22 protein-coding genes are annotated in these 26,323 nt (G+C 71.5%); 12 read left to right on the top strand and 10 right to left on the bottom strand.

Going from position 1 to position 26,323, the window contains the following annotated elements; genetic code table 11:
• Positions 1-57: 57 nt before the first annotated feature.
• Positions 58-1,404 carry a GH1 family beta-glucosidase gene (locus OG413_RS35360; RefSeq protein WP_266812675.1) on the top strand — a complete coding sequence of 449 codons (1,347 nt, stop codon included), beginning with the start codon at positions 58-60 and terminating at the stop codon, positions 1,402-1,404.
• Between the two features lie 167 nt (positions 1,405-1,571).
• On the opposite strand, the gene OG413_RS35355 is transcribed toward OG413_RS35360, so the two are convergent.
• Entirely contained in the window at positions 1,572-2,483 is a 912-nt protein-coding gene (locus OG413_RS35355) for a GNAT family N-acetyltransferase (protein ID WP_266812674.1), read from the bottom strand.
• A 275-nt stretch (positions 2,484-2,758) separates the two neighbouring features.
• Positions 2,759-3,712 carry a GNAT family N-acetyltransferase gene (locus OG413_RS35350; RefSeq protein ID WP_266812673.1) on the bottom strand — a complete coding sequence of 318 codons (954 nt, stop codon included), beginning with the start codon at positions 3,710-3,712 and terminating at the stop codon, positions 2,759-2,761.
• 130 nt (positions 3,713-3,842) lie between these two features.
• Between OG413_RS35350 and OG413_RS35345 the strand changes: the two genes are divergently transcribed.
• The gene (locus OG413_RS35345) at positions 3,843-4,409 is read left to right on the top strand and encodes a DUF1707 and FHA domain-containing protein (protein ID WP_266812672.1); all 567 of its coding nucleotides are present in this window, start codon (positions 3,843-3,845) and stop codon (positions 4,407-4,409) included.
• A gap of 208 nt (positions 4,410-4,617) precedes the next feature.
• Complete coding sequence (locus OG413_RS35340; protein WP_266812671.1) at positions 4,618-5,658, top strand: cytochrome P450; 1,041 nt, start codon at positions 4,618-4,620, stop codon at positions 5,656-5,658.
• On the opposite strand, the gene treY is transcribed toward OG413_RS35340, so the two are convergent.
• Entirely contained in the window at positions 5,618-8,047 is a 2,430-nt protein-coding gene (gene treY, locus OG413_RS35335) for a malto-oligosyltrehalose synthase (protein ID WP_266812670.1), read from the bottom strand. The two genes, OG413_RS35340 and treY, sit on opposite strands and share 41 nt — an antisense overlap.
• A gap of 159 nt (positions 8,048-8,206) precedes the next feature.
• Entirely contained in the window at positions 8,207-10,360 is a 2,154-nt protein-coding gene (glgX, locus tag OG413_RS35330) for a glycogen debranching protein GlgX (protein WP_266812669.1), read from the bottom strand.
• Between the two features lie 405 nt (positions 10,361-10,765).
• Between glgX and OG413_RS35325 the strand changes: the two genes are divergently transcribed.
• Together OG413_RS35325 and OG413_RS35320 are read left to right on the top strand one after the other, a co-directional pair.
• Positions 10,766-11,998 carry an SAV2148 family HEPN domain-containing protein gene (locus tag OG413_RS35325; RefSeq protein ID WP_266812668.1) on the top strand — a complete coding sequence of 411 codons (1,233 nt, stop codon included), beginning with the start codon at positions 10,766-10,768 and terminating at the stop codon, positions 11,996-11,998.
• 82 nt (positions 11,999-12,080) lie between these two features.
• The gene (locus OG413_RS35320) at positions 12,081-12,881 is read left to right on the top strand and encodes a 3'-5' exonuclease (RefSeq protein ID WP_266812666.1); all 801 of its coding nucleotides are present in this window, start codon (positions 12,081-12,083) and stop codon (positions 12,879-12,881) included.
• 151 nt (positions 12,882-13,032) lie between these two features.
• Here the strand turns inward: OG413_RS35320 and OG413_RS35315 are convergent, their stop codons facing one another.
• Positions 13,033-13,899, bottom strand: a complete 867-nt coding sequence (locus OG413_RS35315) for a phosphotransferase enzyme family protein (protein WP_266812664.1) — start codon at positions 13,897-13,899, stop codon at positions 13,033-13,035.
• 125 nt (positions 13,900-14,024) lie between these two features.
• Here OG413_RS35315 and OG413_RS35310 point away from each other — a divergent pair, with 125 nt between their 5' ends.
• The 7 genes from OG413_RS35310 (at position 14,025) to OG413_RS35280 (ending at position 21,294) form a co-directional block, all read left to right on the top strand.
• Entirely contained in the window at positions 14,025-14,999 is a 975-nt protein-coding gene (locus OG413_RS35310; RefSeq protein ID WP_266812663.1) for a carbohydrate ABC transporter permease, read from the top strand.
• Entirely contained in the window at positions 14,996-15,835 is an 840-nt protein-coding gene (locus tag OG413_RS35305) for a carbohydrate ABC transporter permease (RefSeq protein WP_266812661.1), read from the top strand. Before OG413_RS35310 ends, OG413_RS35305 begins: the two co-directional genes overlap by 4 nt.
• Complete coding sequence (locus OG413_RS35300) at positions 15,835-17,130, top strand: ABC transporter substrate-binding protein (protein WP_266812660.1); 1,296 nt, start codon at positions 15,835-15,837, stop codon at positions 17,128-17,130. Before OG413_RS35305 ends, OG413_RS35300 begins: the two co-directional genes overlap by 1 nt.
• Before the next feature lie 12 nt (positions 17,131-17,142).
• Positions 17,143-18,387, top strand: a complete 1,245-nt coding sequence (mgt, locus tag OG413_RS35295; RefSeq protein ID WP_323137988.1) for a macrolide-inactivating glycosyltransferase — start codon at positions 17,143-17,145, stop codon at positions 18,385-18,387.
• A 643-nt stretch (positions 18,388-19,030) separates the two neighbouring features.
• Positions 19,031-20,233 carry a S8 family peptidase gene (locus OG413_RS35290; RefSeq protein WP_266812658.1) on the top strand — a complete coding sequence of 401 codons (1,203 nt, stop codon included), beginning with the start codon at positions 19,031-19,033 and terminating at the stop codon, positions 20,231-20,233.
• A 136-nt stretch (positions 20,234-20,369) separates the two neighbouring features.
• On the top strand, positions 20,370-20,918 hold the full coding sequence (locus OG413_RS35285; protein ID WP_266812656.1) for a DUF1697 domain-containing protein: 549 nt from the start codon (positions 20,370-20,372) through the stop codon (positions 20,916-20,918).
• Entirely contained in the window at positions 20,911-21,294 is a 384-nt protein-coding gene (locus tag OG413_RS35280; RefSeq protein ID WP_266812654.1) for a nuclear transport factor 2 family protein, read from the top strand. The genes OG413_RS35285 and OG413_RS35280 overlap by 8 nt, the downstream gene beginning before the upstream one ends.
• Before the next feature lie 4 nt (positions 21,295-21,298).
• On the opposite strand, the gene OG413_RS35275 is transcribed toward OG413_RS35280, so the two are convergent.
• The 5 genes from OG413_RS35275 to OG413_RS35255 all read right to left on the bottom strand — a co-directional run bounded on the left by OG413_RS35275 (position 21,299) and on the right by OG413_RS35255 (position 26,177).
• Positions 21,299-22,096, bottom strand: coding sequence for an ABC transporter ATP-binding protein (locus OG413_RS35275; RefSeq protein WP_266813293.1), 798 nt, complete (start codon positions 22,094-22,096; stop codon positions 21,299-21,301).
• 383 nt (positions 22,097-22,479) lie between these two features.
• Complete coding sequence (locus OG413_RS35270) at positions 22,480-23,241, bottom strand: sirohydrochlorin chelatase (RefSeq protein ID WP_266812652.1); 762 nt, start codon at positions 23,239-23,241, stop codon at positions 22,480-22,482.
• Between the two features lie 54 nt (positions 23,242-23,295).
• Complete coding sequence (locus tag OG413_RS35265; protein WP_266812651.1) at positions 23,296-24,222, bottom strand: ABC transporter permease; 927 nt, start codon at positions 24,220-24,222, stop codon at positions 23,296-23,298.
• Positions 24,209-25,000, bottom strand: coding sequence for an ABC transporter ATP-binding protein (locus OG413_RS35260; RefSeq protein WP_266812650.1), 792 nt, complete (start codon positions 24,998-25,000; stop codon positions 24,209-24,211). The genes OG413_RS35265 and OG413_RS35260 overlap by 14 nt, the downstream gene beginning before the upstream one ends.
• 61 nt (positions 25,001-25,061) lie before the next feature.
• Positions 25,062-26,177 carry an aliphatic sulfonate ABC transporter substrate-binding protein gene (locus OG413_RS35255; RefSeq protein WP_266812648.1) on the bottom strand — a complete coding sequence of 372 codons (1,116 nt, stop codon included), beginning with the start codon at positions 26,175-26,177 and terminating at the stop codon, positions 25,062-25,064.
• Positions 26,178-26,323: the final 146 nt, after the last annotated feature.

Raw genomic sequence — 26,323 nt, 5'->3', positions numbered from 1 at the left:
GGTTCTGATCATTGCCCTGCCAGGTTCTGCTCATACGTACGGCTGCTGGAGGCCGAGATGACCGTCCCGATGTTCCCTCCGGGCTTCCTCTGGGGAGCCTCTGCCTCCGCTTTTCAGACCGAGGGGGCCGTCGACACCGCCGGCAAGGGCCCCTCCGGCTGGGACGCCTTCGCCGCGCTGCCGGGCCGGATCAAGGACGGCACCGACACCACCCGCGGCACCGGCTTCCACGAGCGCTACCGCGAGGACGTCGCCCTGCTCGCGGGGCTGGGGGCGGACGCCTTCCGGTTCTCCGTCAGCTGGCCCCGCGTCGTGCCGGGAGGCAGCGGAGCGGTCAACCCGGAGGGGCTCGACTTCTACGACCGGCTGGTCGACGAACTCTGCGCCCACGGCATCACCCCGGCCCCCACCCTCTACCACTGGGACACCCCGCTGCCCCTGGACGAGGCGGGCGGCTGGCTCGACCGGGACACCGCCTACCGCTTCGCCGAGTACGCGGGCATCGTCGCCGAACGCCTCGCCGACCGCGTACCCATGTGGATCACCATCAACGAACCCGCCGAAGTCACCCTGCTGGGCTACGCGCTCGGCGAGCACGCCCCCGGGCGCACCCTCCTCTTCGACGCGCTGCCCGCCGCCCACCACCAGCTGCTCGCCCACGGTCTCGCCGTCCGCGCGCTGCGCGCGGCGGGCGCCGACAACATCGGCGCCGCCCTCTCGCACGCCCCCGTCTGGACGGCCGGGGACAGCGAGGAGGACCGCTTCGGCGCGGAGCTGTACGACACGCTCACCAACTGGCTGTTCGCCGATCCGATCCTCACCGGCCGCTACCCCGACGAGAACTTCGCGGCCCTGATGCCGGGCCCGGTGGCGGACGACCTGAAAGTCATCTCGGCGCCGCTCGACTGGTACGGCGTCAACTACTACAACCCCACCCTCGTCGGTGCTCCCAAGCCGGAAGCCCTCGACTCCTTCTCCGGCTTCGGCATGCCCGCCGAACTCCCCTTCGGCATCCGGGAGATCGAGGGCTACGAGAAGACCGACTTCGGCTGGCCCGTCGTCCCCGAAGGGCTGGGCGAGACACTCACCCGGCTGCGCGAGCGCTTCGGCGACCGGCTCCCGCCGCTCTACATCACGGAGAACGGCTGCGCGATCGACGAGCCCCTCGCCGACCACCGCCGTATCGACTACCTCGAAGGCCACCTCACCGCCCTGCGCGCCGCCATCGACACGGGGATCGATGTGCGCGGCTACTTCACCTGGTCGCTCACCGACAACATCGAATGGACCGAGGGCGTCGCCAAGCGCTTCGGGCTCGTCCACGTCGACTACGAGACGATGCGCCGGACCCCGAAGGCGTCCTACGACTGGTACCGCGACCTGATCCGCGCACAGAAGAGCTGAACAGGGGCCGACGACGGCTCGACGCGGGTCCCGCCGTACGCGGGTCCCGCGTACGGGCGGGACCGCTCGGCGAGGACGTGACGGCCCCGCCGAGCGGCTACCCCGCGCCCCGTCGAGTGCCTACTGCCGTGCCTCGTCGGCCGACGTGCCGGCGAGGCCGTCGGGACTCACACCAGATGGACGCGTTCCTGCGTGATGCGATGACCGGCGCGGGCGAACGCGACCGCCATCGGCAGGTTCCCCCGGTCGGTCGCGCCCGCGATGAACTCGGCGCCCCGCTCGGCCAGGAAGTGCGTGCACTCCACGAGCAGGTCGTAGCCGTAGCCGTGGCCACGCGCCTCGGGGACGACCCCGATGAAGCCGACGCACGGCCCCGACGGGTTGTGCGCGGGCACGTGGATGCCCGCCACCGCGCCGTCCGCCGTGTACGCCAGCTGCCACCAGGAACGCGGCGAGGGGCACCAGTGGAAGAAGTCCAGCTCCTCCTGGGCCGCCGCCTCAAGACCGCCGGGCCCCTCGATCGCCTTACGGGCGTGGGCGTCCAGCGTGACCGAGTGGACCCGGCGCAGGACCTCCAGGATCACGGCGTCGTCGGGCTCCGGACGGAAGGTGAGCCGCCCGGGGCGCTCGGGCAGGCCGTCGTCCGGGGTCCAGAGATAGCGGTAGCGCTCGACCAGCGGCTTCAGGCCGCTCGCCGTGGCGGCGGCGATCCGGGCCTCCGCGGCGGCCGTGACCGCGGGGACCTCCCGCCAGTCCGCGGGCAGGATCAGTTCGTACTCGACGTGGAACGGGGCGCGGCGCAGGAGTTCGGCACCCGCCTCGTCCTCGCCGTCCGCGAAGTCGAACCAGTTCAGCAGGACGGGCTCGGTGTCCTCGGGCCCCGCCCACCAGGCGGCCCTGGCCACCACGGTGCCGTCGCGCAGGGCGACCCAGGTCCACTCGGGGCGGTACTCACCGCCGCTGAGCACCGTGGCGTACCGGTGGCCGAACGCGGCACGGCCGACAAGATCGCTGTCCTGCAGGGAATCGAAAAGCTTGGCGTCGCTCTCGCTGAGCGCGCGGATGACCAGATCGGTCATGGAAATGTCCTCCGGGGACGAAACGCCGCGCGCCCGGTCAGACGGAGTCCGACACCGCCCTGCGGACGGGACGGGAGCGCGGGAATGAGGTGCTACGGATGGTGGTGCTGTTGCTCGTACGCACTTTTCTCGCCTCCTTCCACGACTTCGCACGATCGGGTCCGACGTTGCGCGGTGACACTAACCCGGCGCCGGACGGCCCGTCCACCGATTAACGACGGGGGCGTCGGGAGCCGCGAGCCGGTGGTCCCGCCCCTCGGTCCCCGAACTTGTCGTCAGTTCCAGACCATGTTGAACGAGCGCTCGAAGTTCACGTACCCCAGGCGCTCGAAGGACTTCGCCATCGGCACATTGTCGAGGTCCGTCGCAGCCCTGATCCGGTCCACGCCCTGCGCGGCGAGCACCCGGGTGCCCTCCGCGAGGATGTCGTCGATGTAGCCGTGCCCGCGGTGCACCGGTACGACGCCGATGTACGCGATGATCGGGTTGTAGTTGTTGCGGGCCGGGATGACGAATCCGACCGGCTCACCGCTGGGCAGCTCGGCCACCCGCCACCAGTCCTGCGGGCTCCGGTAGCCCGCCAGTTCCTCGTCGTAGTGCTTCTCCGCCGCCTCGCGGGCGCTCAGCCCGGACGCCAGGTCCGCCCGGCCGTGCGCGTCGAGGGTGCCCTCCATCACGGGCGTCATCAGCGCGACAAGATCCTCGCGCCCGGAGATCCGCCGGAACACCAGCCGGCCATGGTCCTCGGGGACCGGCGTCCCGGTCCGCCACTCCAGACGCAGCCGCTCCACCAGCATCCGGGCGCCGGTGCGTTCCATCACCCTGATCCGGGCCTCGACGACATCCCGCGCCGCCGGGTCCTCGTGCCAGTCGGGCGGCACGAAGCGGCCGTACTCGGGCCGCGCCGCGCCCGGCGGCAGGACCGCCGCCGTCGCCGCCCCCAGCAACCGCTCCCCGATCTCGCCGCGCTCCGGCTCCGGCAGGGTGTCGTCCAGGTCGAAGAAGTCCAGCGCCAGCGGCTGCCCGCCCTCCTCCGAGGTCCACCAGGCGGCACGGGCCACGACGCGTTCGCCGCGCAGGGCCACCCACATCCACTCGGGGCGGCGGCGGCCGGTGGCCAGGTCGTCCGCCAGCTCGTGGTCCAGGACGTAGGACAGGCGGCGGAACAGGTCGAGTTCCCGCGGTCCCGCCAGCGGACGAACAGTCAATTCCCGTGGTGCAAGGGTCACAAAGTCTCCTCGTGGCATGTAGGCCGCAGACAGTAACAACGGCTTCCGGCCAGCAGCACCGCAGGTCAGCAGGCGAGTAAAGCGGGGTTCTTCTGGACACCCCGGGCCGGTCGGCCCGACAATCGACTCTGTGACGTCCTCCTTCGAGTTCCACACGTATCCCGCGCGGCTGTCGGACGCCCAGCGCGACCGTGTCCTCGGCGTGCTCAGAGAGGGTGCCGCACAGGGCAAGCTCTCCCACGACACCTTCATGCGACGCATGGAACTGGCCCTCGTCGCCCGCGGCCCCGAGGAACTGGCGGTGCTCACCTCCGACCTGGACTCCGGCGGCCGCTGGACCCAGAGCCTGGTCCGGGCCGTGGGCGGTCTGTCGGCCTTCCCGGGGCGGATGCGCCGGGCCTGGCAGACCGAACGGCTGCCGAAGCTGCTGCTGCCCGCGCCCGGCCCGCATCCGCTGCTCATCGGCCGCGATCCGGCCAACGGACTCCGGCTCAACCACGAGACCGTGTCCCGGCTGCACGCCGAACTCACCGTGCAGGGCAGCCGGTGGGTGCTGCGCGACCTCGGCTCGACGAACGGCACATGCGTCAACGGCCAGCGCCTCGTCGGATCGGTCCCGGTACGCGACGGGGACCAGGTGAGCTTCGGCCGGATGAGTTTCCGGCTGACCACCCCGACGCTCCGGCCACCGGCCTGACCCGGCCACCGGCCTGACCCAGCTGCCGGGCCCCTGGTCCCGGCCCCGCACCCCGCACCCGCACCCGATCCCAGCACCCGCCTCGGCACCCCACACCCCGCCCCGCCCCGTCACCCGAACGGTCGTACGCCCACTGCGGTGAGCCCCCGGTGGTGGTCGGCTGAGGGCACCCGCGTCGGACAGCGACGCACCGACCCCGGGGGTACGGATGCCGGTCGACGGACCCAAGCGCCTGCCCGCGGCCCGCGCCCCAAGGAGGCCGGGCGGGCCCCCCGGCCTCCTTTCGCCCGGCGCGGCCACCGATCCCTACCGGCTCCGGCTCTACCGCGTCCTGCGCGAGGACTTCCCGCTCTGCTACGACGAGGAGCTCGGCGCCTGGCTGCTCAGCAGGTACGCCGATGTGGCCGCCGCGCTCACCGATCCCCGGTTCGCCGGCTGTCCGCACGACGGCGCGCCCCTCGGCGGCCCCGCCCCGCTCGGACTCTGCCGGGGCGCCATCGGCTGCGCCTCCCGGGACGAAGGACCGCCGCGGTCCGCGGTGCGGGCGAGCGCCGCCCACCGCAAGGCCGTCGAGCGGACCGCGTACGTCCTCGCCCGCCGAATAGCGGGCCGTCAACAGGCCGACCTGGTCGAGGAGTTCTGCCGCTGGCTCCCCGCCGGTGCCGCGGCCGCCGCGGCCGGGCCCACCGCGCCGGACCTCATCCGGCTCCCACGCACCGCCCCCCACCTACGGCTCACCCACCCCGCCGCCACCGCCACCGACTGTGCCGGGCACACCGCCCTGCGCGAGACGGCCCTCGCCTCGTTCCTGGCCAATCTGCTGGACGACGCCGACCTGCTGGCCGCCGTACGCGCCGAACCCGGCCTGATCGCACGGGCCTGGACGGAGACGCTGCGCCGCGATCCGCCCGTCCAGATCGTCCTGCGACGCACCCGCACCGACGTCCGCGTCAGCGGCGGCACGCTCCCCGCCGGGGCGCCCGTCGCCTGCCTGATCGGCGCGGCGGCCCGCGACCCGGACAGGTTCGACGCCCCCGACCGCTTCGACCCGTTCCGCGCCGACCCGGGCAGTCTCACCACCGGTCCCGCGGGCTGCCCCGCCGTGGTGCTGGGCCGCCTCGAAGCCGAGTACGGACTGCGTGCCCTGCTGGACGCCATGCCCGGCCTCCGCTGGGCGGACGGCTTCCGCCCCGTCGGCGCCGGGCTGCTCACCCGCGGTCCGAGGTCCCTTCTCGTACGGCCCTCCTGAGCAGCGCCACCGGCCGCTCGGCGAACAGCTCGTCCACCGCGACCGTGCCGCCGGAGAACTCCCGGCCCGGCGACAGGACGTCCTGCCAAGGACCCGCGTCCGGCAGGGCCAGCACCGTCCCCCGCCAGCCGCCCTCCTCCGCCAGCCGCAATGACAGCCGGGTCACCGCCGTGACCACCTCGCCCGACCGGCAGAACGCCACACAGTGCGCGGCGGCCGAACCGCGCGCGGTCAGCGGGGCGTACGTCCCCGACTCCCCGAACACCTCCGGCCGCGCCCGCCGCAGCGCCAGCGCCGCCACCGTGAGTGCCGCCTTCTCGTCGGAGACGTCCGTGCCGTCGGCGGTGCTGCCGGCGGCGTCGGCAGCACCGCCGGGGCGCCGGAACGGCCGCCGGTTGTCCGGGTCGACCAGCGCGATGTACTCACGCTCGGTGCCCTGATACAGATCGGGCACCCCTGGCATCGTCAGATGGACCAGCGCCGCCCCCAGCACATTGGCCCGCACGAACGGCCCGAGCGTGCGCGCGAACCGGGTCACCAGCGTCCGCGCCGCCCCGGTGGCGCTGCCCGGACCGGCCGCGACGAAGTCCGTCACAGCCCGTTCGTACCCCGGATCCGGCTCGGTCCAGCTCGTGACGAGTCCCGCCTCCCGCACGGCTTTGAGCAGCGCCGGCTCCAGCCGCCCCGCCATCTCCCCGGCCGGCAGCACCGCGCAGCCGTACGACGACTGCCAGGCCTGCCAGGCCAGCTGGGGGTCCGGCGCCGCCACCGTCGTCGCCCGCGTCAGCTGCGCCACCAGCGAGGACCATCGCTCGGGGCACTCCGTGAGCACCGCGATCCGGGCCCGTACGTCCGCACTGCGCTTGGTGTCGTGGGTGGTCAGCACCGTGCCGGTGGACGGCCAGTCCCGGGCCAGCCGTGCGCAGAACGCGTGGAACTCCTCGGGCGCCACGGCGGGCTGCCCCGGATCGCCGCCCACCTCGGTCGCGGAGATCAGCGGGACGTAGCGGTAGAACGCGGTGTCCTCGACCGACTTGGCGTGCAGGGCCGACGCCGTCTGCGCGAACCTGGCGCAGAACGCCGCCTGTTCCGGCCCCGCGCCGAGCCGTCCCAGCGCCAGGTCCCGCACCACGTCGACGGCCGCCGCCTCCTCCGGCACGGAGAAGACCGCCTTCGCGTCCCGCACCGCCTCGTCCGGAAGGGCCGACGCGGCGACCTCCGTGAGCGGACCGCCCGCCGTGACGTACGGGCGGTAGACCGGGATCCGGACGAGCAGTTCGCGTACGGCGGCGCGCAGCGCCCACGGGGCATGGTCGCGCAGGGCGGGGTCCGCGGCGCAGACCGAGACCGCCAGCCGGGTCAGCCAGGCGGTCTCGGCGGCCAGTTCATGGGTCACCACGCGGTACGCGGCACGGCGCACGGTGGCCTTCCAGTAGCCGCCGCGGTCGCCCGGCGGGACCGCGAAGTCCCGGTAGCGGCCGAGCAGCTCCGCGGCGCCCGACGGGTCGGTGAACAGCCCGTCGATCCGGTGCAGCGCGTCGTACCCCGTCGTCCCGGCGACCGCCCAGCCCGCGGGCAGCGGTTCGGAGCCGGTGAGGATCTTCTCCACCACCGTCCACCGGCCGTCGGTGGCCCCGTGGAGCCGTTCCAGATAGGCCGCCGGGTCGGCGAGCCCGTCCGGGTGGTCGACGCGCAGCCCGTCGAGCACGCCCTCCCGGAGCAGTTCGAGCACCTTGGCGTGGGTGGCGTCGAAGACCTCGGGGTGCTCGACGCGGACCCCGATCAGCTCGGACACGGTGAAGAAGCGCCGGTAGTTCAGCTCGGTACGCGCCAGCCGCCACCAGCCGAGCCGGTAGTGCTGGGCGTCCAGCAGTTCGGGCAGTGCCAGCGCCGCTGTGCCCTCGCGCAGCGGGAACTCCTGCTCGCCGTGGCGCAGCACGTCCCCGTCCACCGAGAACCCGTCGAGTTCATCGCCGACGCGCCCGGCGAGGACCGGCAGCAGCACCTTGCCGCCGTCCGCCGTCCAGTCGATGTCGAACCAGCGGGCGTACGGGGACGTCGGGCCCTCGCGCAGGACCTCCCACAGTGCCCGGTTGTGGCGGGGCGCGGCCGCCATGTGGTTGGGCACGATGTCCAGGATCAGCCCGAGCCCGTGCTCCCGGGCCGTGGCGGCGAGCCGCCGCAGCCCCTCCTCACCGCCCAGCTCGGCCCGGACCCGGCTGTGGTCGACGACGTCGTAGCCGTGCCGGGAACCGGGTACGGCCTCCAGGACGGGCGACAGATGCAGATGGGAGACACCGAGCGCGGCGAGATACGGCACCGCGTCTTCGGCGGCCGAGAAGGGGAAGTCCGGCTGGAGCTGGAGCCGGTACGTGGCGGTGGGCGTCATGCGAACGTACGTACCCAGCCGGAAGCGGTCTGTGTCACGGTCGCAGGGAGCATCACCCGTTCTTGTCCTCCGTGCTCCGGGAGGATCACTCGCTCCTGTCCTCCGTGCTCCCGGAGCATCACCCGTTCCTGTCCTGCGCGCTCCGGGAGGTCCTCGCGATCACGCCGGGCGTTTCAGCACCGTCAGGCTCCGCCCGATCAGCGTCACCCGCTCACCCGCCGACACCTTCGGCCCCGTACCGGGCGGCACACCGTCCGTACGCGCGGTGTCGACCACCACCTGCCACTGCCGCCCGTGGTTCACCGGAACGGCGAAGTCCAGGGTGTCGGCGCCCGCGTTGAACATCAGCAGGAACGAGTCGTCGGAGATCCGCTCGCCGCGCGGCCCCGGCTCCGAGATCGCATGGCCGTTCAGGAAGACCGTCATGGCCTTCGCGTGCGCCGCCTGCCAGTCCCGCTGCGTCATCTCCGCCCCCTCGGGGGTGAACCAGGCGATGTCGGAGAGTTCGTCGTGGGTGCCCTCCACCGGCCGTCCGTGGAAGAACCGGCGGCGCCGGAAGACCGGATGGTCGCGGCGCAGCCACACCATGGCCCGCGTGAACTCCAGCAGTCCGTCGCCGGGCCGCCCCGCCCCCTCCTCGCCGTCGTCGGAGGCGGCACCGCCGGGATCGGGCCAGTGCACCCAGGACAGCTCGTTGTCCTGGCAGTACGCGTTGTTGTTGCCCCGCTGGGTACGGGCGAACTCGTCCCCGTGGCTCAGCATCGGCACGCCCTGCGACAGCATCAGCGTGGCGATGAAGTTCCGCATCTGCCGCAGACGCAGTTCCAGAACCTCCGGATCGTCGCTCTCGCCCTCCGCGCCGCAGTTCCAGGACCGGTTGTGGCTCTCACCGTCCCGGTTGCTCTCGCCGTTCGCCTCGTTCCGCTTCTCGTTGTACGAGACCAGGTCGTGCAGCGTGAACCCGTCGTGGCAGGTGGTGAAGTTGATCGAGGCGAGCGGTCGCCGCCCGTCGTCCTGATAGAGGTCCGACGAGCCCGTGAGCCGCCCCGCGAACTCCGCCAGGGTGCGCGGCTCGCCCCGCCACAGATCCCGCACCGTGTCGCGGTACTTGCCGTTCCACTCGGTCCACAGCGGCGGGAAGTTCCCCACCTGGTACCCGCCCTCACCGACGTCCCACGGCTCCGCGATCAACTTCACCTGACTGACCACGGGGTCCTGCTGCACCAGATCGAAGAACGACGACAGCCGGTCCACCTCGTGGAACTGCCGTGCCAGGGTCGCGGCCAGATCGAACCGGAACCCGTCCACATGCATCTCGGTCACCCAGTACCGCAGCGAGTCCATGATCATCTGGAGCACGTGCGGGGACCGCATCAGCAGGGAGTTCCCGGTCCCCGTGGTGTCCATGTAGTACCGCTGATCGTCCGTGAGGCGGTAGTACGAGGCGTTGTCGAGGCCCCGGAAGGACAGCGTCGGACCGAGGTGGTTCCCCTCGGCCGTGTGGTTGTAGACCACGTCGAGGATGACCTCGATACCCGCCTGATGCAGCGCCCGTACGGCCTGCTTGAACTCCAGCACCTGCTCACCGCGGTCGCCCCAGGAGGCGTACGCGTTGTGCGGGGCGAAGAAGCCGATGGTGTTGTAGCCCCAGTAGTTGGCCAGCCCCGCGTCCGCCAGCCGGTGGTCCTGGACGAACTGGTGAACCGGCATCAGTTCGATCGCGGTGACCCCCAGTTCCGTCAGATGGGCGATCACCTCCGGGTGCGCCAGCCCCGCGTACGTACCGCGCAGCTCCTCGGGCAGCCCCGGATGGAGCATCGTCAGGCCCTTCACATGGGCCTCGTAGATCACCGTGCGGTGGTAGTCCGTACGGGGCCGCCGGTCGTCGCCCCAGTCGAAGTACGGATTGACCACGACCGAGCTCATGGTGTGCGGCGCCGAGTCGAGGTCGTTGCGCGCGTCGGGCCGGCCGAACGGATACCCGTACACCTCCTCGCCCCACGCGATCCTCCCGGCGACGGCCCGCGCGTACGGATCGAGCAGCAGCTTCGCCGAATTGCACCGCTGCCCGTGCTGCGGCTCGTAGGGCCCGTGCACCCTGAAGCCGTAGCGCTGCCCCGGCATCACCCCGGGCAGATAGGCATGGCGGACGAAGGCGTCGGTCTCGCGCAGTTCCACCGCCGTCTCGGAACCGTCGTCGTGCAGCAGGCACAACTCGATTCGGTCGGCGGCCTCGGAGAAGACCGCGAAGTTGGTCCCGGCGCCGTCGTACGTGGCACCGAGCGGATACGCCTGTCCCGGCCAGACCTGCATAGATAGGACTCTTCCACTTCTGATCCGGGTGCGATGGGCTTCTTGAGCCCGATACTCCCCGAAAGAGGCGCGCGCACCTAGTACGTCGACCGGTGCGGTCCGGTGCGGTCCGGCCAGGTCGGCGTACCCCGGCGCACCCACCGGCAGCACCGGTCAACTTCGGACACCTCGATGCCGCCCCGGACGGAAATCCGCCACGACGTCCGGGGCCGCAGCCCGGTATACGGCGTGCCGTGGGGTGGTTAATCACTATGAATCCGCTCACTCCACCCAATCTTGCCGGTGGGAACGAGCCTGTCCCATAGGGGAGTTGAGAAAGCAGCCTGTGCATCCGGCTGCACCGGCTCCCGCTCCCGGAGTACCCTTCCTTGATCGTTGGGTGGGGGAGTGGAAGGCGGTACGCGGGTGAGCTCGGGAGGGTTCGAGCTGCCCCCAGGTGACGCAGGTCACGAGGGGGAAGCGACCGATGCCCAGCCCGGGGCGGTGTCCCTTGCGCAGCCCCTGGAGATCGGTGCCGAACTCGACTGGGGAGCCGACGCCTGGAGCGAGGTGCGCACCCGTGCGCAGCGGGCCGGGCGGGCCTATATCTGGCTGAATCTCGTGGAACAGCGGCTTCGGGCCGTCGTCGCCGCGGTGCTCCGGCCCATCTACGAACCGGTGCACGGCGAGGACTGGGTGGTGGCCGCGGCCGGACCGGCCGGACAGGAGTGGGTGCAGCGCGCCGTCGCCGTCCGCGAGGTCTCGCGCCGCAAGGGCTATCTGCTCGACCCGGCCGACGACAACGTCCTCAGCTTCCTCACCCTGCCGCAGCTGCGCGAGCTGATGGTCCAGCACTGGCCCTGCTTCGAGCCCTATTTCGACGACCGCCGCGATGTCGAGCTGGCTCTGGACGAGCTGGAGGTGGCCCGCAATGTGGTCTCCCGCAACCGCGCGCTGAACGAGGCGGTCCTCGCCCAGGCGGAACGGGCCTCCGCGCGGCTCCTCGACATCCTCGGCAGCGGGGCCGCGGTCCCGTCCGCCGACCGGCTGCCCGTCGACGCCGTCGAGGAACTGGTCGGCGACCGGTACGCCGATGTGGTCTCCGTCCACCCCGACCGGGTGCGGCTCCAGCGCCAGCTGCCCGCCGAGGACCTCTTCGGCGGGGCGCGGCGCCTGGACGCCATCGGCATAGGGCTCAACCTGCTCGTGCAGAACTTCTCCGGCCGCCGGCTGGTCCGGCTCGCCGAATCGGGCTGCCGGGTCCGGCTGCTCTTCATCAACCCGGCCAGCAGCGCGGTCAAGCGCCGTGAGCGGGAACTGGGCCTGAAGAAGGGCGAGCTGAGCCGCTCGGTGGAGATGAACATCCTCCATATGCGCCGGGTGCGGTCCAAGCTCCGCGACCCGGGCGCCTTCCAGATCCAGGTCTTCGACGAGACCCCGCGCTTCACCGCCTATCTGGTGGACGGCGACGGACCGGACGCGGTCGGGGTCGTCCAGACCTATCTGCGGCGGGCCCGCGGGATAGAGGCGCCCGTGCTCGTCCTGCGCGGCGGCGGGCGCGCGGTGGTCCGGGTGGGGCAGGACAGCGAGCACGGGCTGTTCGAGACCTACCGTGAGGAGTTCGAGTCCGTGTGGACGGACTCGCGGCCGGTCTCCTGACGAGCCGCCCGGTGCGGGTTTGTCAGTGGTGCGTGGGAGGGTGTTCATCACCTGGGGGAGAGCACCACGAAGGAGGTACGGAATGAGCTGGCACCGGGAGCCGCTGGTCGGCTTCGACCTGGAGACGACGGGCACGGAACCGCTGGAGGCCCGGATCGTGACCGCCGCGGTCGTCGCGGTCCACGGCGGCGACGGCGAGCCGGCCCGACGACGGGCCTGGCTGGCGGATCCGGGCATCCGGATTCCCGCGCAGGCTTCCGCGATCCACGGCATCAGCAGCGAGCGGGCGGCGGCGGAGGGCCGCCCGGTGCGCGAGGTGGCGGACGAGATCGCCGAGACCCTCGTGGGGTACTGGCGCGAGGGGGTCCCGGTCGTCGCGTACAACGCGACGTTCGATCTGACGCTGCTGACGGCCGAGTTGCGGCGGCACGGACTGCCCTCCCTCGGCGACCGGCTGGGCGGCGGCGAGATCGGTCCGGTCATCGACCCGTACACGATCGACCGCGCCGTCGACCGCTACCGCAAGGGCAAGCGCACCCTCGAAGCGGTCTGCGTCGAGTACGGGGTGGTGCACGGCGGCGCCCATGACGCGGGGGCGGACGCGCTGGCCGCGGTACGTGTGGCGTACGCCATAGCCGAGCGGCACGGCTCGGTGGCCGCGCTCACGCCGGGCGAACTGCACGAGCGTCAGATCGAGTGGTACGCCGTGTGGGCGGCCGATTTCGAGCAGTTCCTCCGGCGCAAGGGCAACGCAGACGCGGTGATCGACGGCCACTGGCCCCTGCGGGAACCGGCGACGGCGCGCTCGTCCGGCGCCACGGCCGGGTCGGGCGCGTCGGGCGCGTCGGGCCGGTCCGGCATATCGGGCCCGTCCGGCGACTGAGGCCACCCGCGCCGGCCCGGCGACCGAGCCCCCTCCCGAGCCGTTCCGGCGACCGGGAGCGAAGGCCCCACTCCCGCCCGGAAGTGAAGGCCCCACTCCCGCCCGGGAAGTGAAGGTCCCGCTCCTGCCCGGAGCGAAGGAGGCTCCGCTCTCAGAACGGGTACCAGCGCACCTCGGGGTCACCGTCGCGCAAGGACGCCACCCTCCGCCGGAACTCGGCGAGGGCCTTCGGGTTGGCCGGAGCGTGCTGGGAGACCCAGGCACAGCTGGCGGTCTCCCGGGCCCCCCGCAGCACCGCGCAGCCGTCCCACTCCCGTACGTCCCATCCGTAGGCCGCGGTGAAGGCGTCGTACGCCTGCGCGGGCAGGCCGTAGCGGTCCCGGGACAGGGCTAGGACGACCAGGTCGTGTTCCCGCAGATCGGTGGAGAACGTCTCCAGGTCGACCAGCACGGGGCCGTCCGGGCCGACGTGGACGTTACGGGGGAGGGCGTCGCCATGGATCGGCCCCGGCGGCAGATGCGGGACCAGTGCGGCCGCGGCCGCCGCGAAACCGTCGCGGCGCTCGCGCAGATAATCGGCGTCGGCCGGATCGATCGTGCCGCCCGCGAGCCGCAGCCAGCGCTCGACGCCGCCGAGCAGCTCACGGCGCGGCAGGGTCAGGCCGTTCGGGGAGGGCAGCGCGTGCACGAGCGAGAGCAACGGCGCGAGGTCCCGCGGCTCGGCGGGGCGCACGGCGTCGGGGAGCCGGTGCCACAGCGTCACGGGGTGGCCCTCGACCAGGCGCGCCTTCGGCTCGGCCGCCCGCACGGCGGGCACGCCGGACGCGGCGAGCCACTGGGCGACCGCCACTTCCCGGTCGGCGCGGCCCCGTAGCTCCGGGTGCGTCGTGGCGTCCCGGCCGACCTTGACCACCAGGTCGCCGACGGCGAACACCGCGTTCTCGCCGAGCGCGAGCAGTTCCGCACCGCCGGACAGCCCGGCAGCGGTCAGCACCTCGCGCGCACGCATCTCGTTCATGGCTCCGATTTTCGCATCCGTGCAGGCCGCCTTGACGAACGGACGGGCCGTCAGCACGATAACGGGGGCCGCTGGACGGCCAGAACGGGATGAATCCCATCCAAATAATCAAAGAGGTCAAATTCGTGACATTGCCGACCGCAGCGAAGCGGTCCGGTCCACGCGGCCCGCGTGGCGGACAGGGCGGACGTGGCGGACAGGGCGGCCAGGACAGCCGGGCCGGACGGGCCGCCCGGGACCGGGCCACCTGGTTCCTGGTGCTGCCCGCGCTCATCCCGATCCTGATCCTCAGCGTCGGACCGCTGCTCTACGGCATCGCGCTGGCCTTCACCGACGCGCAGTCGGGCCGCACCCGGTCCACGCAGTGGATCGGCGCGCTCAACTTCCAGGACCTGCTGCACGACACCTTGTTCTGGGACTCGTTCAGGATCGGCCTGCTGTGGGCGGTCGGCGTCACCGTCCCGCAGTTCTTCCTGGCGCTCGGCCTCGCCCTCCTGCTCAACGAGAAACTGCGGATGCGCTGGCTGGCGAGAGCGCTGGCGATCATCCCCTGGGCCATGCCCGAGGTCGTCGTCGGCATCATGTGGCGCCTCGTCTACAACCCCGACGCGGGCATCCTCAACGAGACCCTCCGCGATCTGGGGCTCGGCGACGGCCGTGACTGGCTGACCGGACTGGCCACCGCGCTGCCCGCCGTGATCCTGGTCGGCATCTGGGCGGGCATGCCGCAGACAACGGTCGCCCTGCTGGCCGGTCTGCAGAACACCCCGCAGGAACTCCACGAGGCCGCCGCCCTCGACGGCGCGGGCGCCTGGTGCCGGTTCCGTACCGTCACCTGGCCCGCCCTGAAGCCGGTCGCGCTCTCCATCACCGCCCTCAACTTCATCTGGAACTTCAACTCCTTCGCCCTGGTCTACGTCCTGACCAGCGGCGGCCCCGGCGGCCGCACCCGGCTGCCGATGCTCTTCGCCTACGAAGAGGCATTCCGCTACGGACAGTTCGGCTACGCCGCCGCGATGGGCTGTGTGATGGTCGCGGTGATCTCCGTGATCCTCGCCTGCTACCTCGCGGGCCGGCTCAGGGGAGGCGAGGACACATGAGCCTCCGTACCGGCAGGTCCGCGCGCGCCTGGCAGTACGTGGCGCTCCTGGCCTATCTGATCTTCCTGGCGTTCCCGTTCCTCTGGCTGATCTCCACGGCCTTCAAGCCCGCCCGCGAACTGGGCTCGCTGCACCCCACCTGGATTCCCGAGAATCCGACCCTGGACAACTTCCGGCAGGCATTCGACGAACAGCCGCTGCTCCAGGCCGCCGCCAACTCCCTGTTCGCCGCCCTCTGCGCCGCCCTGATCGCGGTCGTCATCGCGACCCCCATGGCCTATGTGATGGCCCGCCACCGGGGCCGGCTGTCGACCGCGGCGACCGGCTGGGTCGTGATCAGCCAGGCGTTCCCGTTCGTCCTGGTGATCATTCCGCTGTTCCTGATCCTCAAGCACCTGCATCTGATCAACACCCTGTGGGGGCTGATCATGGTGTACGTCGTGTGGTCGCTGCCCTTCGCCCTGTGGATGCTGGCCGGTTATGTGCGGGCCGTGCCGCCCGAGCTGGAGGAGGCCGCCGCCGTCGACGGGGCGGGCAGGCCGCGGATACTCGTCTCGGTCGTCGCCCCGCTGCTCGCCCCCGGGATCGTCGCCACCGCCCTCTTCGCGTTCATCACCGCGTGGAACGAGTTCTTCTTCGCGCTCGTCCTGCTCAAGACACCGGAGAGGCAGACCTTGCCGGTCGTACTCACCCACTTCCTCGGCGCGGAGGGCGTGGCCGACCTCGGGCCGCTCGCCGCCGCCGCGTTCCTCGCCACCCTCCCCTCCCTCGTCCTCTTCGCCATCATCCAGAAGCGGATCACGGGCGGCATGACGGCCGGGGCGGTGAAGAGCTGATGCGCGCGCTCCGCCGGACGGCCACCGCCGCGGCCACCGCCCTGGCCCTGCTCCTCACCGGCTGCTCCGGCGGCGGTGACGGGACGGACGCGGACGGCACGATCAGGCTGAGCTTCCAGTCGCTGGCCTGGCAGAAGGAGTCCGTCGACGCCAACAGGCAACTGGTGAAGGAGTGGAACGCGGCCCACCCCGACATCCAGGTGGACTACGTCCAGGGCAGCTGGGACAACGTCCACGACCAGCTGCTCACCTCCTTCGAGGGTGGCGAGGCGCCGGACATCATCCATGACGCCTCCGACGACCTCGCCGACTTCGCGTACGGGGGCTATCTCGCCGATCTGCGCACGCTGCTGCCCGAGCGGCTGACCACGGACATCCCGGAGCGGTCCTGGCGGACCGCGACCTTCGACGGCGGTGTGTACGGCGTCCCGTTCCTCCAGGAACCCAAGGTCCTGATCGCCAACACCAGGATCCTCAAGGCGTCCGGGGTCCGCGTCCCGACCCCCGGCGAGCCATGGAGCTGGGCGGAGTTCCGCCAGGTCACCAAGAAGCTGACGGGCAAGGGCACGTACGGCGTCGCCTGGCCGCTGAAGGAACCGGTCTCCGTCACCCTCAACCTGGGACTCTCGGCCGGGGGGCAGCTCTTCCACCGCGCTGCGGACGGGAAGGTCACCATCCGGTTCGACGAGGGCGACCGCGTGGTCCCCGGAACCATCCACGACCAGGTCAACACCGACCGCAGTGCCGCCCGTACGGCACTCGGCATGGGGGGATCGGACACCCTGCCCGGATTCTTCGGCGGCAAGTACGCGATGGTGCCGCTGGGGTTCTCGTACCGCCAACAGGTCGTCGAGCAGGCCCCCGAGGGCTTCGAGTGGACCGTCCTGCCCGCCCCGGCGGGCAGCGCCGGCCCGCTCCAGGGGGTGAGCCCGCAGACGCTCTCGGTCGCCGAGGACAGCCCGCACAAGAAGGAAGCCGTGCGGTTCATCGACTTCCTGCTCCAGCCGCGGAACATGGTGCGGCTGGCCAAGGGCGACTGGATGCTCCCCACCGGCACCGAGGCGCTGGCCGATCCCGCCCTGCACACCGCCGAGAACGGCTGGGCGACCGGCACCGCGCTCGCCGAGGGGCTGCGCCCGGCACCCGCGCAGTCCGTGCGCGGCTACCCCGAGTGGAAGGACAAGGTGGCGACCCCCGCGCTCCAGGAGTACTACAGCGGGGCGATCGACACCGGCGAGCTGAAGAAACGCCTGGTCGAGGACGGTAACCGGGTCCTGGCCCGCTACCAGCGCTGAGCGAGGCGCCGGATATCGCATTGCACGAGACGTATCGTCTCGCTTAGGGTGACCGGCGTGACGGAATCTCCGCGTGCCCACATCGCCATGTTCTCCATCGCCGCCCACGGGCACGTGAACCCGAGCCTCGAAGTCATCCGGGAGCTCGTCGTCCGTGGGCACCGCGTCAGTTACGCCATTCCGGCCTCCTTCGCCGAGAAGGTCGCCACCACCGGGGCCGAACCGGTGATCTACACCTCGGTCCTGCCGACGGACGACGACCCCGACGCCTGGGGCACCGAACCGATCGACCACTTCGAACCCTTCCTCGCGGACGCCGTCCAGGCGCTCCCGCAGCTGGCCGCGTCCTTCGAGGGCGACGAACCCGACCTCGTACTGCACGACATCACCTCCTATCCGGCCCGGGTCCTCGCCCACCGCTGGGGGGTCCCCGCGGTCTCCCTCTGGCCCAACTACGTTCCCTGGGAGGGGTACGGGGAGGAGATCGGCGAGGCCGTGACCGCCGAGGTCAAGCGCACCGAGCGGGGCCGGGCGTACTACGCCCGCTTCGCGGCCTGGCTCACGGAGAACGGTCTCGGGGATGTCTCCTCCGACGACTTCGTGGCCCGCCCGCGCCGTGCGGTCGTCCTGATCCCCGAGGTGCTCCAGCCCCATGCCGACCGGGTGGACAAGGGCGTGTACACCTTCGTCGGCGCATGCCGGGGCGAGCGCGCCGACCAGGGGGAGTGGCGGCGCCCGGCCGGTGCCGAGAAGGTGCTGCTGGTCTCGCTCGGCTCGTCGTTCACCAAGCAGCCCGCCTTCTACCGGGAGTGCGTCGAGGCGTTCGGTGATCTGCCCGGCTGGCACGTGGTGCTCCAGATCGGCGCCCATGTCGACCCGGCCGAACTCGGCGACGTACCCGCGAATGTGGAGGTGCGGTCCTGGGTTCCGCAGCTGGCCGTGCTGAAGCGGGCGGACGCCTTCATCACCCACGCGGGGGCGGGCGGCAGCCAGGAGGGGCTCGCCACCGGTACGCCGATGGTCGCGGTCCCGCAGGCCGTCGACCAGTTCGGCAACGCCGACACGCTCCAGGCGCTCGGCGTGGCCCGCCACCTCCCGATGGAGGAGGCCGACGCGCAGACCCTGCGCGCCGCCGTGCTGGCCCTGGTGGACGACCCCGAGGTGGTGGCCAGGGCCGCGGAGGTGCGGGAGCGCATGGCCCGGGAGGGTGGCACGCGGCACGCGGCGGACTTCATCGAGGCCGAACTGCCCGCCTGAGCGTTGCGGTTCGGCCGACAGTGATCGGATTCGAACGACACGTGGGCCGGGGCGGAGCCGCTCGTGGCGCCCCGGCCTCGACCCCGGCCCCCCGGCCGCGGAGACCAGCCCCGGCCTCGACCCCGGCCCCGGAAACCGGCGCCTCCATGGACCGCGGAGGCGCCGGTTTCCGCATCTTCACGTGCGTTCCGGTGACTTCACACAGCGGCGCGTGATCTTCACCCGGCATCCCCCGCCTTCATGGACGTTCGCGGACCTTCGCGCAACGGGCGGTGTCTTCACCCGTGGCCGAGGAGTGAACGGCCGTTTTCGGGGCCGGGTGGGAGGCGCGTCGGGAGCGTCGGGTTCAAGCCATCTCGGCCGGCCCACCCATGCCCCGACCAGGCAGCTTCCCCGCAGTGCCGGAGGGACGTCGTGCCCGGTGATGGCAGCGCAAGACCTCGGTCCGGCATACCCGTTGGCGGCAGGCGTCCGACAAACCCCTGTGGCCGATTTCTTATGGCAAAGCTTTGTTGAGCAAGCCGCAGCCGCTGAAGGGTCTTGATCTGCGCGCGTCAATCGGTCAGGGTTTCGAGCCAGCCCCCGGAGATCTTCCGGCCGAGGGTCAATCCCCCCACAAAGAATGACGAGGAGATCCCTCTTCATGACCATGAAGCAGCGCACTCGCCGGATCAAGCTGACCGCCGCGATAACCGCAGTGGCGGCAGCGGCCGGAGTCACCCTTCTGAACACCTCGCTCGCCGGAGCCGCACCGGCTCCCGCGATGGGTACGGTCTACGGCGCTGACGCGGCGACCGCCGTCTCCGGCAGCTACATCGTGATGCTGGACGGCAAGGCGGACAAGGCGGAGCTCGCCAAGGAGTACGGCGGCAAGCTCAAGCGGAACTACTCCTCCGCCATCAACGGCTTCTCCGCCAGCGGCCTTTCGCTGACCGAGGCCAAGCGGCTCGCGGCCGACCCGGCCGTCTCCAAGGTGGTGCAGAACAAGAAGTTCCACATCGACGCCACCCAGGACAACCCGCCGTCGTGGGGCCTGGACCGGATCGACCAGACCGAGACCACGGGCGACAAGGCGTACACCTACCCGGACGCGGCGGGCGAGGGCGTCACCGCGTACGTCATCGACACCGGTGTCCGTGTCACCCACAGCGACTTCGAGGGCCGGGCCACCTCGGGCTTCGACGCCGTGGACAACGACGACGACGCCAACGACGGCAACGGACACGGCACCCACGTGGCCGGGACCATCGCCGGTGCCTCGTACGGTGTCGCCAAGAAGGCCAACATCGTGGCCGTCCGCGTCCTGGACGACTCCGGCTCGGGCACCACCGAGCAGGTCGTCGCCGGCATCGACTGGGTCACCGAGAACCACCAGGGCCCGTCCGTCGCCAACATGAGCCTCGGCGGCGGCGCCGACGAGGCCCTCGACGCGGCCGTCCAGAAGGCCATCGCCTCCGGTGTCACCTTCGCGGTGGCCGCGGGCAACGACTCCAGCGACGCCGGCGAGGGCTCGCCCTCCCGCGTCCCCGAGGCCATCACCGTCGCCTCGTCCACCGTGGACGACGAGCAGTCGTCGTTCTCCAACTACGGCCCCGTCGTGGACATCTACGCCCCGGGCTCGGACATCACGTCCGCCTGGAACGACAGCGACGACGGCTCGAACACCATCTCCGGTACGTCGATGGCCACCCCGCACGTCGTCGGTGCCGCCGCCGTCTACCTGGGCGGACACCAGGACGCCACCCCGGAGGAGGTCGCCACGGCGCTCACCGAGGGAGCCACCCCGGACGCCATCACCAACGCGACCGAGGGAACGGCGAACAAGCTGCTGAAGGTCGTCGAGTAGTCACCTGCCCGACCGGCAGCCGGGCGGTGGCGCGCACGAGCCACCGCCCGGCACCCGCACGTACCGCGGCCGCCGCGCCCTCCCCCACGGGGCGCGGCGGCCGCGCGGCTCGGATAGATCGTCCTATGGTGTGCCTATGACCATGAAGTACGCGGCGCTGCTGCGCGGGATCAATGTGAGCGGCCACAAGAAGGTCCCGATGGCGGAACTGCGCACCGTGCTCGGCGAGCTGGGGCACGGGGACATCGCCACCTACCTGCAGAGCGGCAACGCCGTCTTCAGCAGCGACAACGACGACGAGGAAGCGCTCGCCGCCACCCTGGAAGAAGCCATCGAGCGGCGGTTCGGCTTCACCGTCGGCTGCCTGGTCCGCAGCGGCTCCTATCTCGGAGCCGTCGCCGACGCCTGCCCGTTCCCGGCCGCCGAGCTGGCGGGCAGGCAACTGCACGTCACCTACTTCGGGCAGCCCGTGGACGCCGGGCGCTTCGCCTCGGTGGACGCGGAGAAATTCCTCCCCGAGGAGTTCCGGGTCGGTGACCGCGCCCTCTACCTGTACGCTCCCGACGGACTCGGCCGCTCCAAACTGGCCGCTGCTCTGTCGAGGCCCGCCCTGAACAAGGGCCTCACCGCCACCAGTCGCAACTGGAACACCGTCGAAAAACTCGTGGAGATGACACGTGTCTGAGCCGTCGCCCGCCGTGGCCGCAGCCATCGAAGGCGAGCTTCGCCTCCTGGACCCGGTGGTACGGGCCTCCGAGGATCACCTGGCCGCCCTGCTGCACCCCGAGTTCCGGGAGATCGGCACCAGCGGCCGCCTCTGGAACCGGGAAACGATCATCGCCGCGCTCACCGCGGACGACGCCCCGAGCCCCGGACCACTCACCGCGTCCCGGATGCGGGGAGTCCAGCTCTCCACCGACCTGGTGCATCTCACCTTCGACACCGAGTCCAAGGGCCTGCGCTCCCACCGCAGTTCACTGTGGCGGCTGACCGAGGCAGGCTGGCTGCTCTACTTCCATCAGGCCACCCCGTTCATCGACGACCCGTTCGCCGAGATCTGAGCCCTCAGCCGCGACCGACGCGCTGCGCCCGTGCGGTCCACCGGCCGTCCGTACGGGCGATCCGCACCGGGTGCCCGAAGCAGCCGCTCACCTGATCCGTGGTCAGCACATCGTCGGCCGGTCCCAAGGCCACGCACCGCCCACCACGCAGCAGCATCGCGTGCGTGGTCGAGGCGGGCAGCTCCTCCAGATGATGCGTGACCAGCACGGTCGCCAGTTCCGGGTGCTCCTCGCGCAGCGTGTCCAGGCTGTCCAGCAGCTGTTCACGCGCGGCGAGGTCGAGACCGGTCGCCGGCTCGTCGAGCAGCAGCAGCCGGGGCCGCGGCATCAGGGCGCGGGCGATGAGCGTACGGCCCCGCTCGCCCTGGGACAGCGAGGGCCAGCGCGACTCCTCCTTGCCGCCCATGCCCAGCGTGTCCAGCAGCCGGTCGGCCGCGGCCCGCTGCTCCGCGCTCACGGACCGCCGGGGCACCGGCTGGACCGAGTTCGTCAGCCCGGTGAGTACCACCTCGCGCACCGAGAGCGGGGACCGCAGCGGATGGCGCGGATCGACGTGTCCGAGCAGCGTGCGCAGCTCCCGCAGATCGACCTGCCCCAGCGTGCGGCCCAGCACCCGCACCGAACCGCGGGTGGGATGGGTGCGGGCCCCGAGCAGCCCGAGGAGCGTGCTCTTCCCCGCACCGTTGGCACCGAGCAGGGCCCAGTGCTCACCGCCGCGCACGGTCAGCGAGACCGAGTCGAGCAGGACGTTGCCGTCCCGGACGAGGGTGACGTCGTCGGCGTGGATCACCGGCACCGGCAGGGGTGCGGGGGCATCCGGGGCGGTGGCCGGGGCGGGGACGGTGGAGGTCACGGTGGAGCCCTTTCGTACGGGTGCGAGCGCCTCCGGGCGGTTCACGTCGGCTGAGGTTTCCGCCGGTGGACGGGCATACGTGTGCCCCGTATCGGGCGGGCGCGGGGAGAGCGGTGCGGTGCGACGACCGGGCGGGGGCGGTCCGCCCCCGGGTGGCACCGGGCCGTTCGGCGTGGGGTGGCCGAACCGGTGGGCCGATCCTATCGCCCGCTCCCGGCGGCCCCGGTGCGGGGCGAGGGGCGGCTCCGGTGCGAGGCGGGGCGAGGCAGGGCAAAGCGGCCCCGGTGCGATGCGAGGGGCGGCAGGGCAAAGCGGCTCCGGTCTCCCGGCCGCTACGCGCTGAGCGCCACCCGTCGTGGGGCCCGCGCCTCGTCGTAGCGTCGTACCAGCAGTCGCGCCAACTCCGGTGCCGGGCCGAGCACATCGGCCAGCACATCGGCTCCGGCCAGCTCCGCGCCCGCGGCGATGCGGTCCGGCAGCCGGCCGGGCGCGATGATGTACGGGGCCACCGCCACCCGTCGCACGCCCTCGGCGCGCAGGGCCCTTACCGCGTCCTCGGTCCGCGGCCGGTCCGGAGAGATGGCGGAGGCGAACGCAGGCCGCACGGCGCACCAACCGGTGTGCCGCAGCTCCCGCGCGATTTCAGCGATCACTGCGATCGCCTCCGGGTCTGTGGAGCCCGCCGAGGCCAGGACGAGCCCGGTCGAGCCTCTGTCGCCGGGGGAGACCCCGGCCTCGTGCAGTCGGTGTTCCAGGGCCGCGTTCAGCAGGGGCGACGGGCCGAGGACCTCGGCCTGCCGGATGCCGAGCCGCGGCAGCCCGGTCCGGGCCTCGCGCAGGACCGCCGGGATGTCGGTCTTGGCGTGGAAGGCCCGGGTGAGCAGGAGGGGGAGGGCGACGACCTCGTCCACCCCCTCCGCGGCCAGGCGTTCCAGCACCCTGGGCACGGACGGGGCGTTGAACTCCAGGAAGCCGGTCTCCACGCGCAGTCCGGGCCGCAGCGCCCGGACCCGCGCGGTGAGCGCGTGCACGGTCGCGGCGTGCCGCGGGTCGCGGCTGCCGTGGGCGATGACGAGGAGGACTGGCGTGGACATGGGCGTACTCGGTTCTCTCGGTTCTCTCGGTTCTTCTGAGTTCTTCGCGCGGTGTCAGTTCTTGACGAGGAGGCCGCGGCTGCGCAGCACCCACCGCTCCAGCGGACTGAAGATCAGCAGGTCGATCGCGATGCCGACGAACAGGATGAGGAGGATCGAGAGGAAGATCCCCGGCATGTCGAAGTTGTTGCGGCCGTTCTCCAGCAACTGGCCCAGGCCCAGGCCGAGATCGGGGGACGAGGCGATGATCTCGGCGGCCATCAGCGAACGCCAGGAGAACGCCCAGCCCTGCTTCAGGCCCGCGAGATAGCCGGGCAGTGCGGCGGGCAGCACGATGTGCCAGGTACCGCGCAGTCCGGTCGCGCCGAGCGTGCGGCCCGCGCGCAGGAACAGCGGCGGCACCTGGTCGACCCCGGAGACCAGACCGTTGGCGATCGACGGGACGGCGCCCAGCAGGATCACCGCGTACATCATCTTGTCGTTCAGCCCGAGCCAGATGACGGCCGGGGCCACCCACGCCACCGAGGGCAGTGACTGGAGCCCGGACAGGATCGGGCCGATCGCGGCCCGGACGAACCGCACCCGGGCGACCAGCAGACCCAGCGGCGTACCGATGGCCACGGCCAGGACGAAGCCGAGCAGCCCGCGCGACACACTGGTCCAGACGACCTCCAGCAAGGTCCCCTGATACCACATGTCGACCGCGCTGTCCCACACCGCGGACGGCGGCGGCAGCTTGTAGTCCTCGGTGACCTGCGCCTGGACCAGCAGCTGCCAGATCACCACGACCAGGGCCACCGCGAGGACGGGCGGCAGGACCTTGTGCAGCAGGACCTCGCGCACCGGGGTCCGGCGGACCTGGACGGCGTCCAGCGCGTCGAGCCCGGCCTCCAGACCGGCCAGGTCGTCCGTCCTCGCGCCCGGCGGCCCGGCCGGCGCGTCCTTCCGGACCGGGTCGGACGTGATGTCAGTGCTGGCCATGTCGGCGGATCTCCCCACGCAGTTGTTCGGTGATCTCGACGGACAGTTCCGCCACCGCCTTGTCCTCGATCCGGCGCGGCTGCTCGATGTCGACGGTCCACTCCCGGGCGATCCGGCCCGGCCGGGACGACAGCAGGACGACGCGCTGCGCCAGCCGAACCGCCTCGCGCACGTTGTGGGTGACAAAGAGGACCGAGGCGTTCGTCTCACGCCAGATCCGGGTCAGCTCGTCGTGCAGCACATCGCGGGTGATGGCGTCGAGAGCGGCGAACGGCTCGTCCATCAGCAGAAGTTGGCTGTCCTGGGCGAGCGCGCGGGCCATCGCCACCCGCTGGCGCATACCGCCCGAGAGTTCGTGCACCCGCTTGCCGTACGCCCCGCCGAGCCGTACGAGTTCGAGCAGCCGCTCCGCCTCCGTGCGGCGGTCCTGCTTGGGGACCCCGCGCAGCCGCAGGGCCAGTTCGATGTTCTTGCCCGCGGTCAGCCACGGGAAGAGGGCGTGCTCCTGGAACATCAGGGCGGGCCGCCCGCCGGGGGTCTCGATGGACCCCGCGGTCGGGCGGTCGAGTCCGGCCACCAGGTTCAGCAGCGTCGACTTTCCGCACCCGGAGGCCCCCAGGAGGGTGACGAACTCACCAGGAGCGACATCGAGCGTGATGTCGTCCAGGACGAGCTGCTGACCCGTGGGTCCGGCGAAGGACTTCGAGACGTGCGCGATACGAGCGGCGTGCTCGACCGTCACGCGGTCCTCGGCCTTGGTGAGGGTGGTGGTCGCCATGGTCGTCACCTCCTGGGAATCCTGCGGATCCCGGCAGTCCTGATACGGATGGGCGGGCGGGCTACTTGACGCCGAGACCGGCGTCACTGACCGCGGGCTGCCCCTCGGCCTTGAGGATCCTGTTCAGCGGCCCCAGGTCGTAGATGCCGTTGAGGTCCGGCTTCTCCAGCAGGCCCGCCTTCACCGCGTGCTCCGCCTGCGCGTCGAGCGTCGCCGCCAGCGGGTCATTGGTGATCTGGATGGACTTCCACGCCGGGTCGAGGATCTCGGGAGCCAGCGGCTTGCCGCTCAGGGACTCCAGCGCCTTGTTCGCGGACGCCTTGGCCAGGTCCGGATTGGCGTTGATCCACTTGTTGGTGTTCACCGAGCCGCGCAGTACCGCCTCGACGACATCGGGGTGCTCGCTGAGGAACTTCTGCGACACGATGATGTTCGTGATCACGAACTTGTCGTCGGGCCACAGCGTCGACTCGTCGAGCAGCACCTTCGCGCCCTCGGAGACCAGCTTGGACGCGGTCGGCTCCGGTACCCAGGCGCCGTCCAGTGAACCGGACTTGTAGGCGTCCGGCGTCACCTTGTTGTCCGAGCGGACCACGGAGACGTCGCCCTTGCCGCTCTGGGCGTCGACCTTCCAGCCCTTCTCGGATATCCAGTTGAGGAACGCCACGTCCTGCGTGTTGCCGAGCTGCGGGGTGGCGATCTTCTTGCCCTTGAGGTCGTCAAGGGTCTTGATCTTCTTCGGGTTGACGACCAGCTTCACCCCGCCGGAGGCCGAACCGCCGATGATCCGCAGGCCCTTGCCCTGGGACTTGGCGTAGCCGTTGATCGAGGGGGAGGGGCCGATGAAGCCGATGTCGATCGATCCCGCGTTGAGCGCCTCGATCTCGGACGGGCCCGCGTTGAACGTCGAGGGCACGACCTTCGTACCGCCGAGCTCCTTCTGGATGGTGCCTTCCTGGATACCGACCAGGGCGGTCGCGTGCGTGAGGTTCGGGAAGTAGCCGATCTTCACGGTGTCCGCGGAGAGCTTCTTGCCACCGGCGGAGACGTTCGCCTTCTTGGCGTCGTCGTCCTTCGACTCGGAACCGTAGCCGCAGGAGGTGAGCGCCACGGCGAGCAGCGGCAGGGCGGCGACAGCGGCGAGGCCGCGGGAGACGGTGGTACGTGCGGCAGGCACGGGAGGTTTTCCTCTCGTAGGCCCGGTGCTCACGTCCCCCGGAAGTCGGGGGAGGCGGCCGGGAGGTCGGCGGTTCTTCGTCTGAACTGGCGATACGGGTCGAGCGGGCGGTGCGGTTGGGGCAGGCGGGCGCGCAGGCAGTGCGC

Source organism: Streptomyces sp. NBC_01433 (assembly GCF_026340105.1).
Taxonomy (GTDB): Bacteria; Actinomycetota; Actinomycetes; order Streptomycetales; family Streptomycetaceae; genus Streptomyces.
This window is presented reverse-complemented; position numbering and strand designations above follow the sequence as displayed.

Bases quoted from the DNA above. Each gene is read 5' to 3' on its own strand.
- OG413_RS35360 (WP_266812675.1), top strand. From the start codon at position 58: ATGACCGTCCCGATGTTCCCTCCGGGCTTCCTCTGGGGAGCCTCTGCC.
- OG413_RS35355 (WP_266812674.1), bottom strand. From the start codon at position 2,483: ATGACCGATCTGGTCATCCGCGCGCTCAGCGAGAGCGACGCCAAGCTT.
- OG413_RS35340 (WP_266812671.1), top strand. From the start codon at position 4,618: ATGCCGGTCGACGGACCCAAGCGCCTGCCCGCGGCCCGCGCCCCAAGG.
- treY (WP_266812670.1), bottom strand. From the start codon at position 8,047: ATGACGCCCACCGCCACGTACCGGCTCCAGCTCCAGCCGGACTTCCCC.
- glgX (WP_266812669.1), bottom strand. From the start codon at position 10,360: ATGCAGGTCTGGCCGGGACAGGCGTATCCGCTCGGTGCCACGTACGAC.
- OG413_RS35320 (WP_266812666.1), top strand. From the start codon at position 12,081: ATGAGCTGGCACCGGGAGCCGCTGGTCGGCTTCGACCTGGAGACGACG.
- OG413_RS35315 (WP_266812664.1), bottom strand. From the start codon at position 13,899: ATGAACGAGATGCGTGCGCGCGAGGTGCTGACCGCTGCCGGGCTGTCC.
- OG413_RS35305 (WP_266812661.1), top strand. From the start codon at position 14,996: ATGAGCCTCCGTACCGGCAGGTCCGCGCGCGCCTGGCAGTACGTGGCG.
- OG413_RS35300 (WP_266812660.1), top strand. From the start codon at position 15,835: ATGCGCGCGCTCCGCCGGACGGCCACCGCCGCGGCCACCGCCCTGGCC.
- OG413_RS35290 (WP_266812658.1), top strand. From the start codon at position 19,031: ATGACCATGAAGCAGCGCACTCGCCGGATCAAGCTGACCGCCGCGATA.
- OG413_RS35285 (WP_266812656.1), top strand. From the start codon at position 20,370: ATGACCATGAAGTACGCGGCGCTGCTGCGCGGGATCAATGTGAGCGGC.
- OG413_RS35270 (WP_266812652.1), bottom strand. From the start codon at position 23,241: ATGTCCACGCCAGTCCTCCTCGTCATCGCCCACGGCAGCCGCGACCCG.
- OG413_RS35265 (WP_266812651.1), bottom strand. From the start codon at position 24,222: ATGGCCAGCACTGACATCACGTCCGACCCGGTCCGGAAGGACGCGCCG.
- OG413_RS35260 (WP_266812650.1), bottom strand. From the start codon at position 25,000: ATGGCGACCACCACCCTCACCAAGGCCGAGGACCGCGTGACGGTCGAG.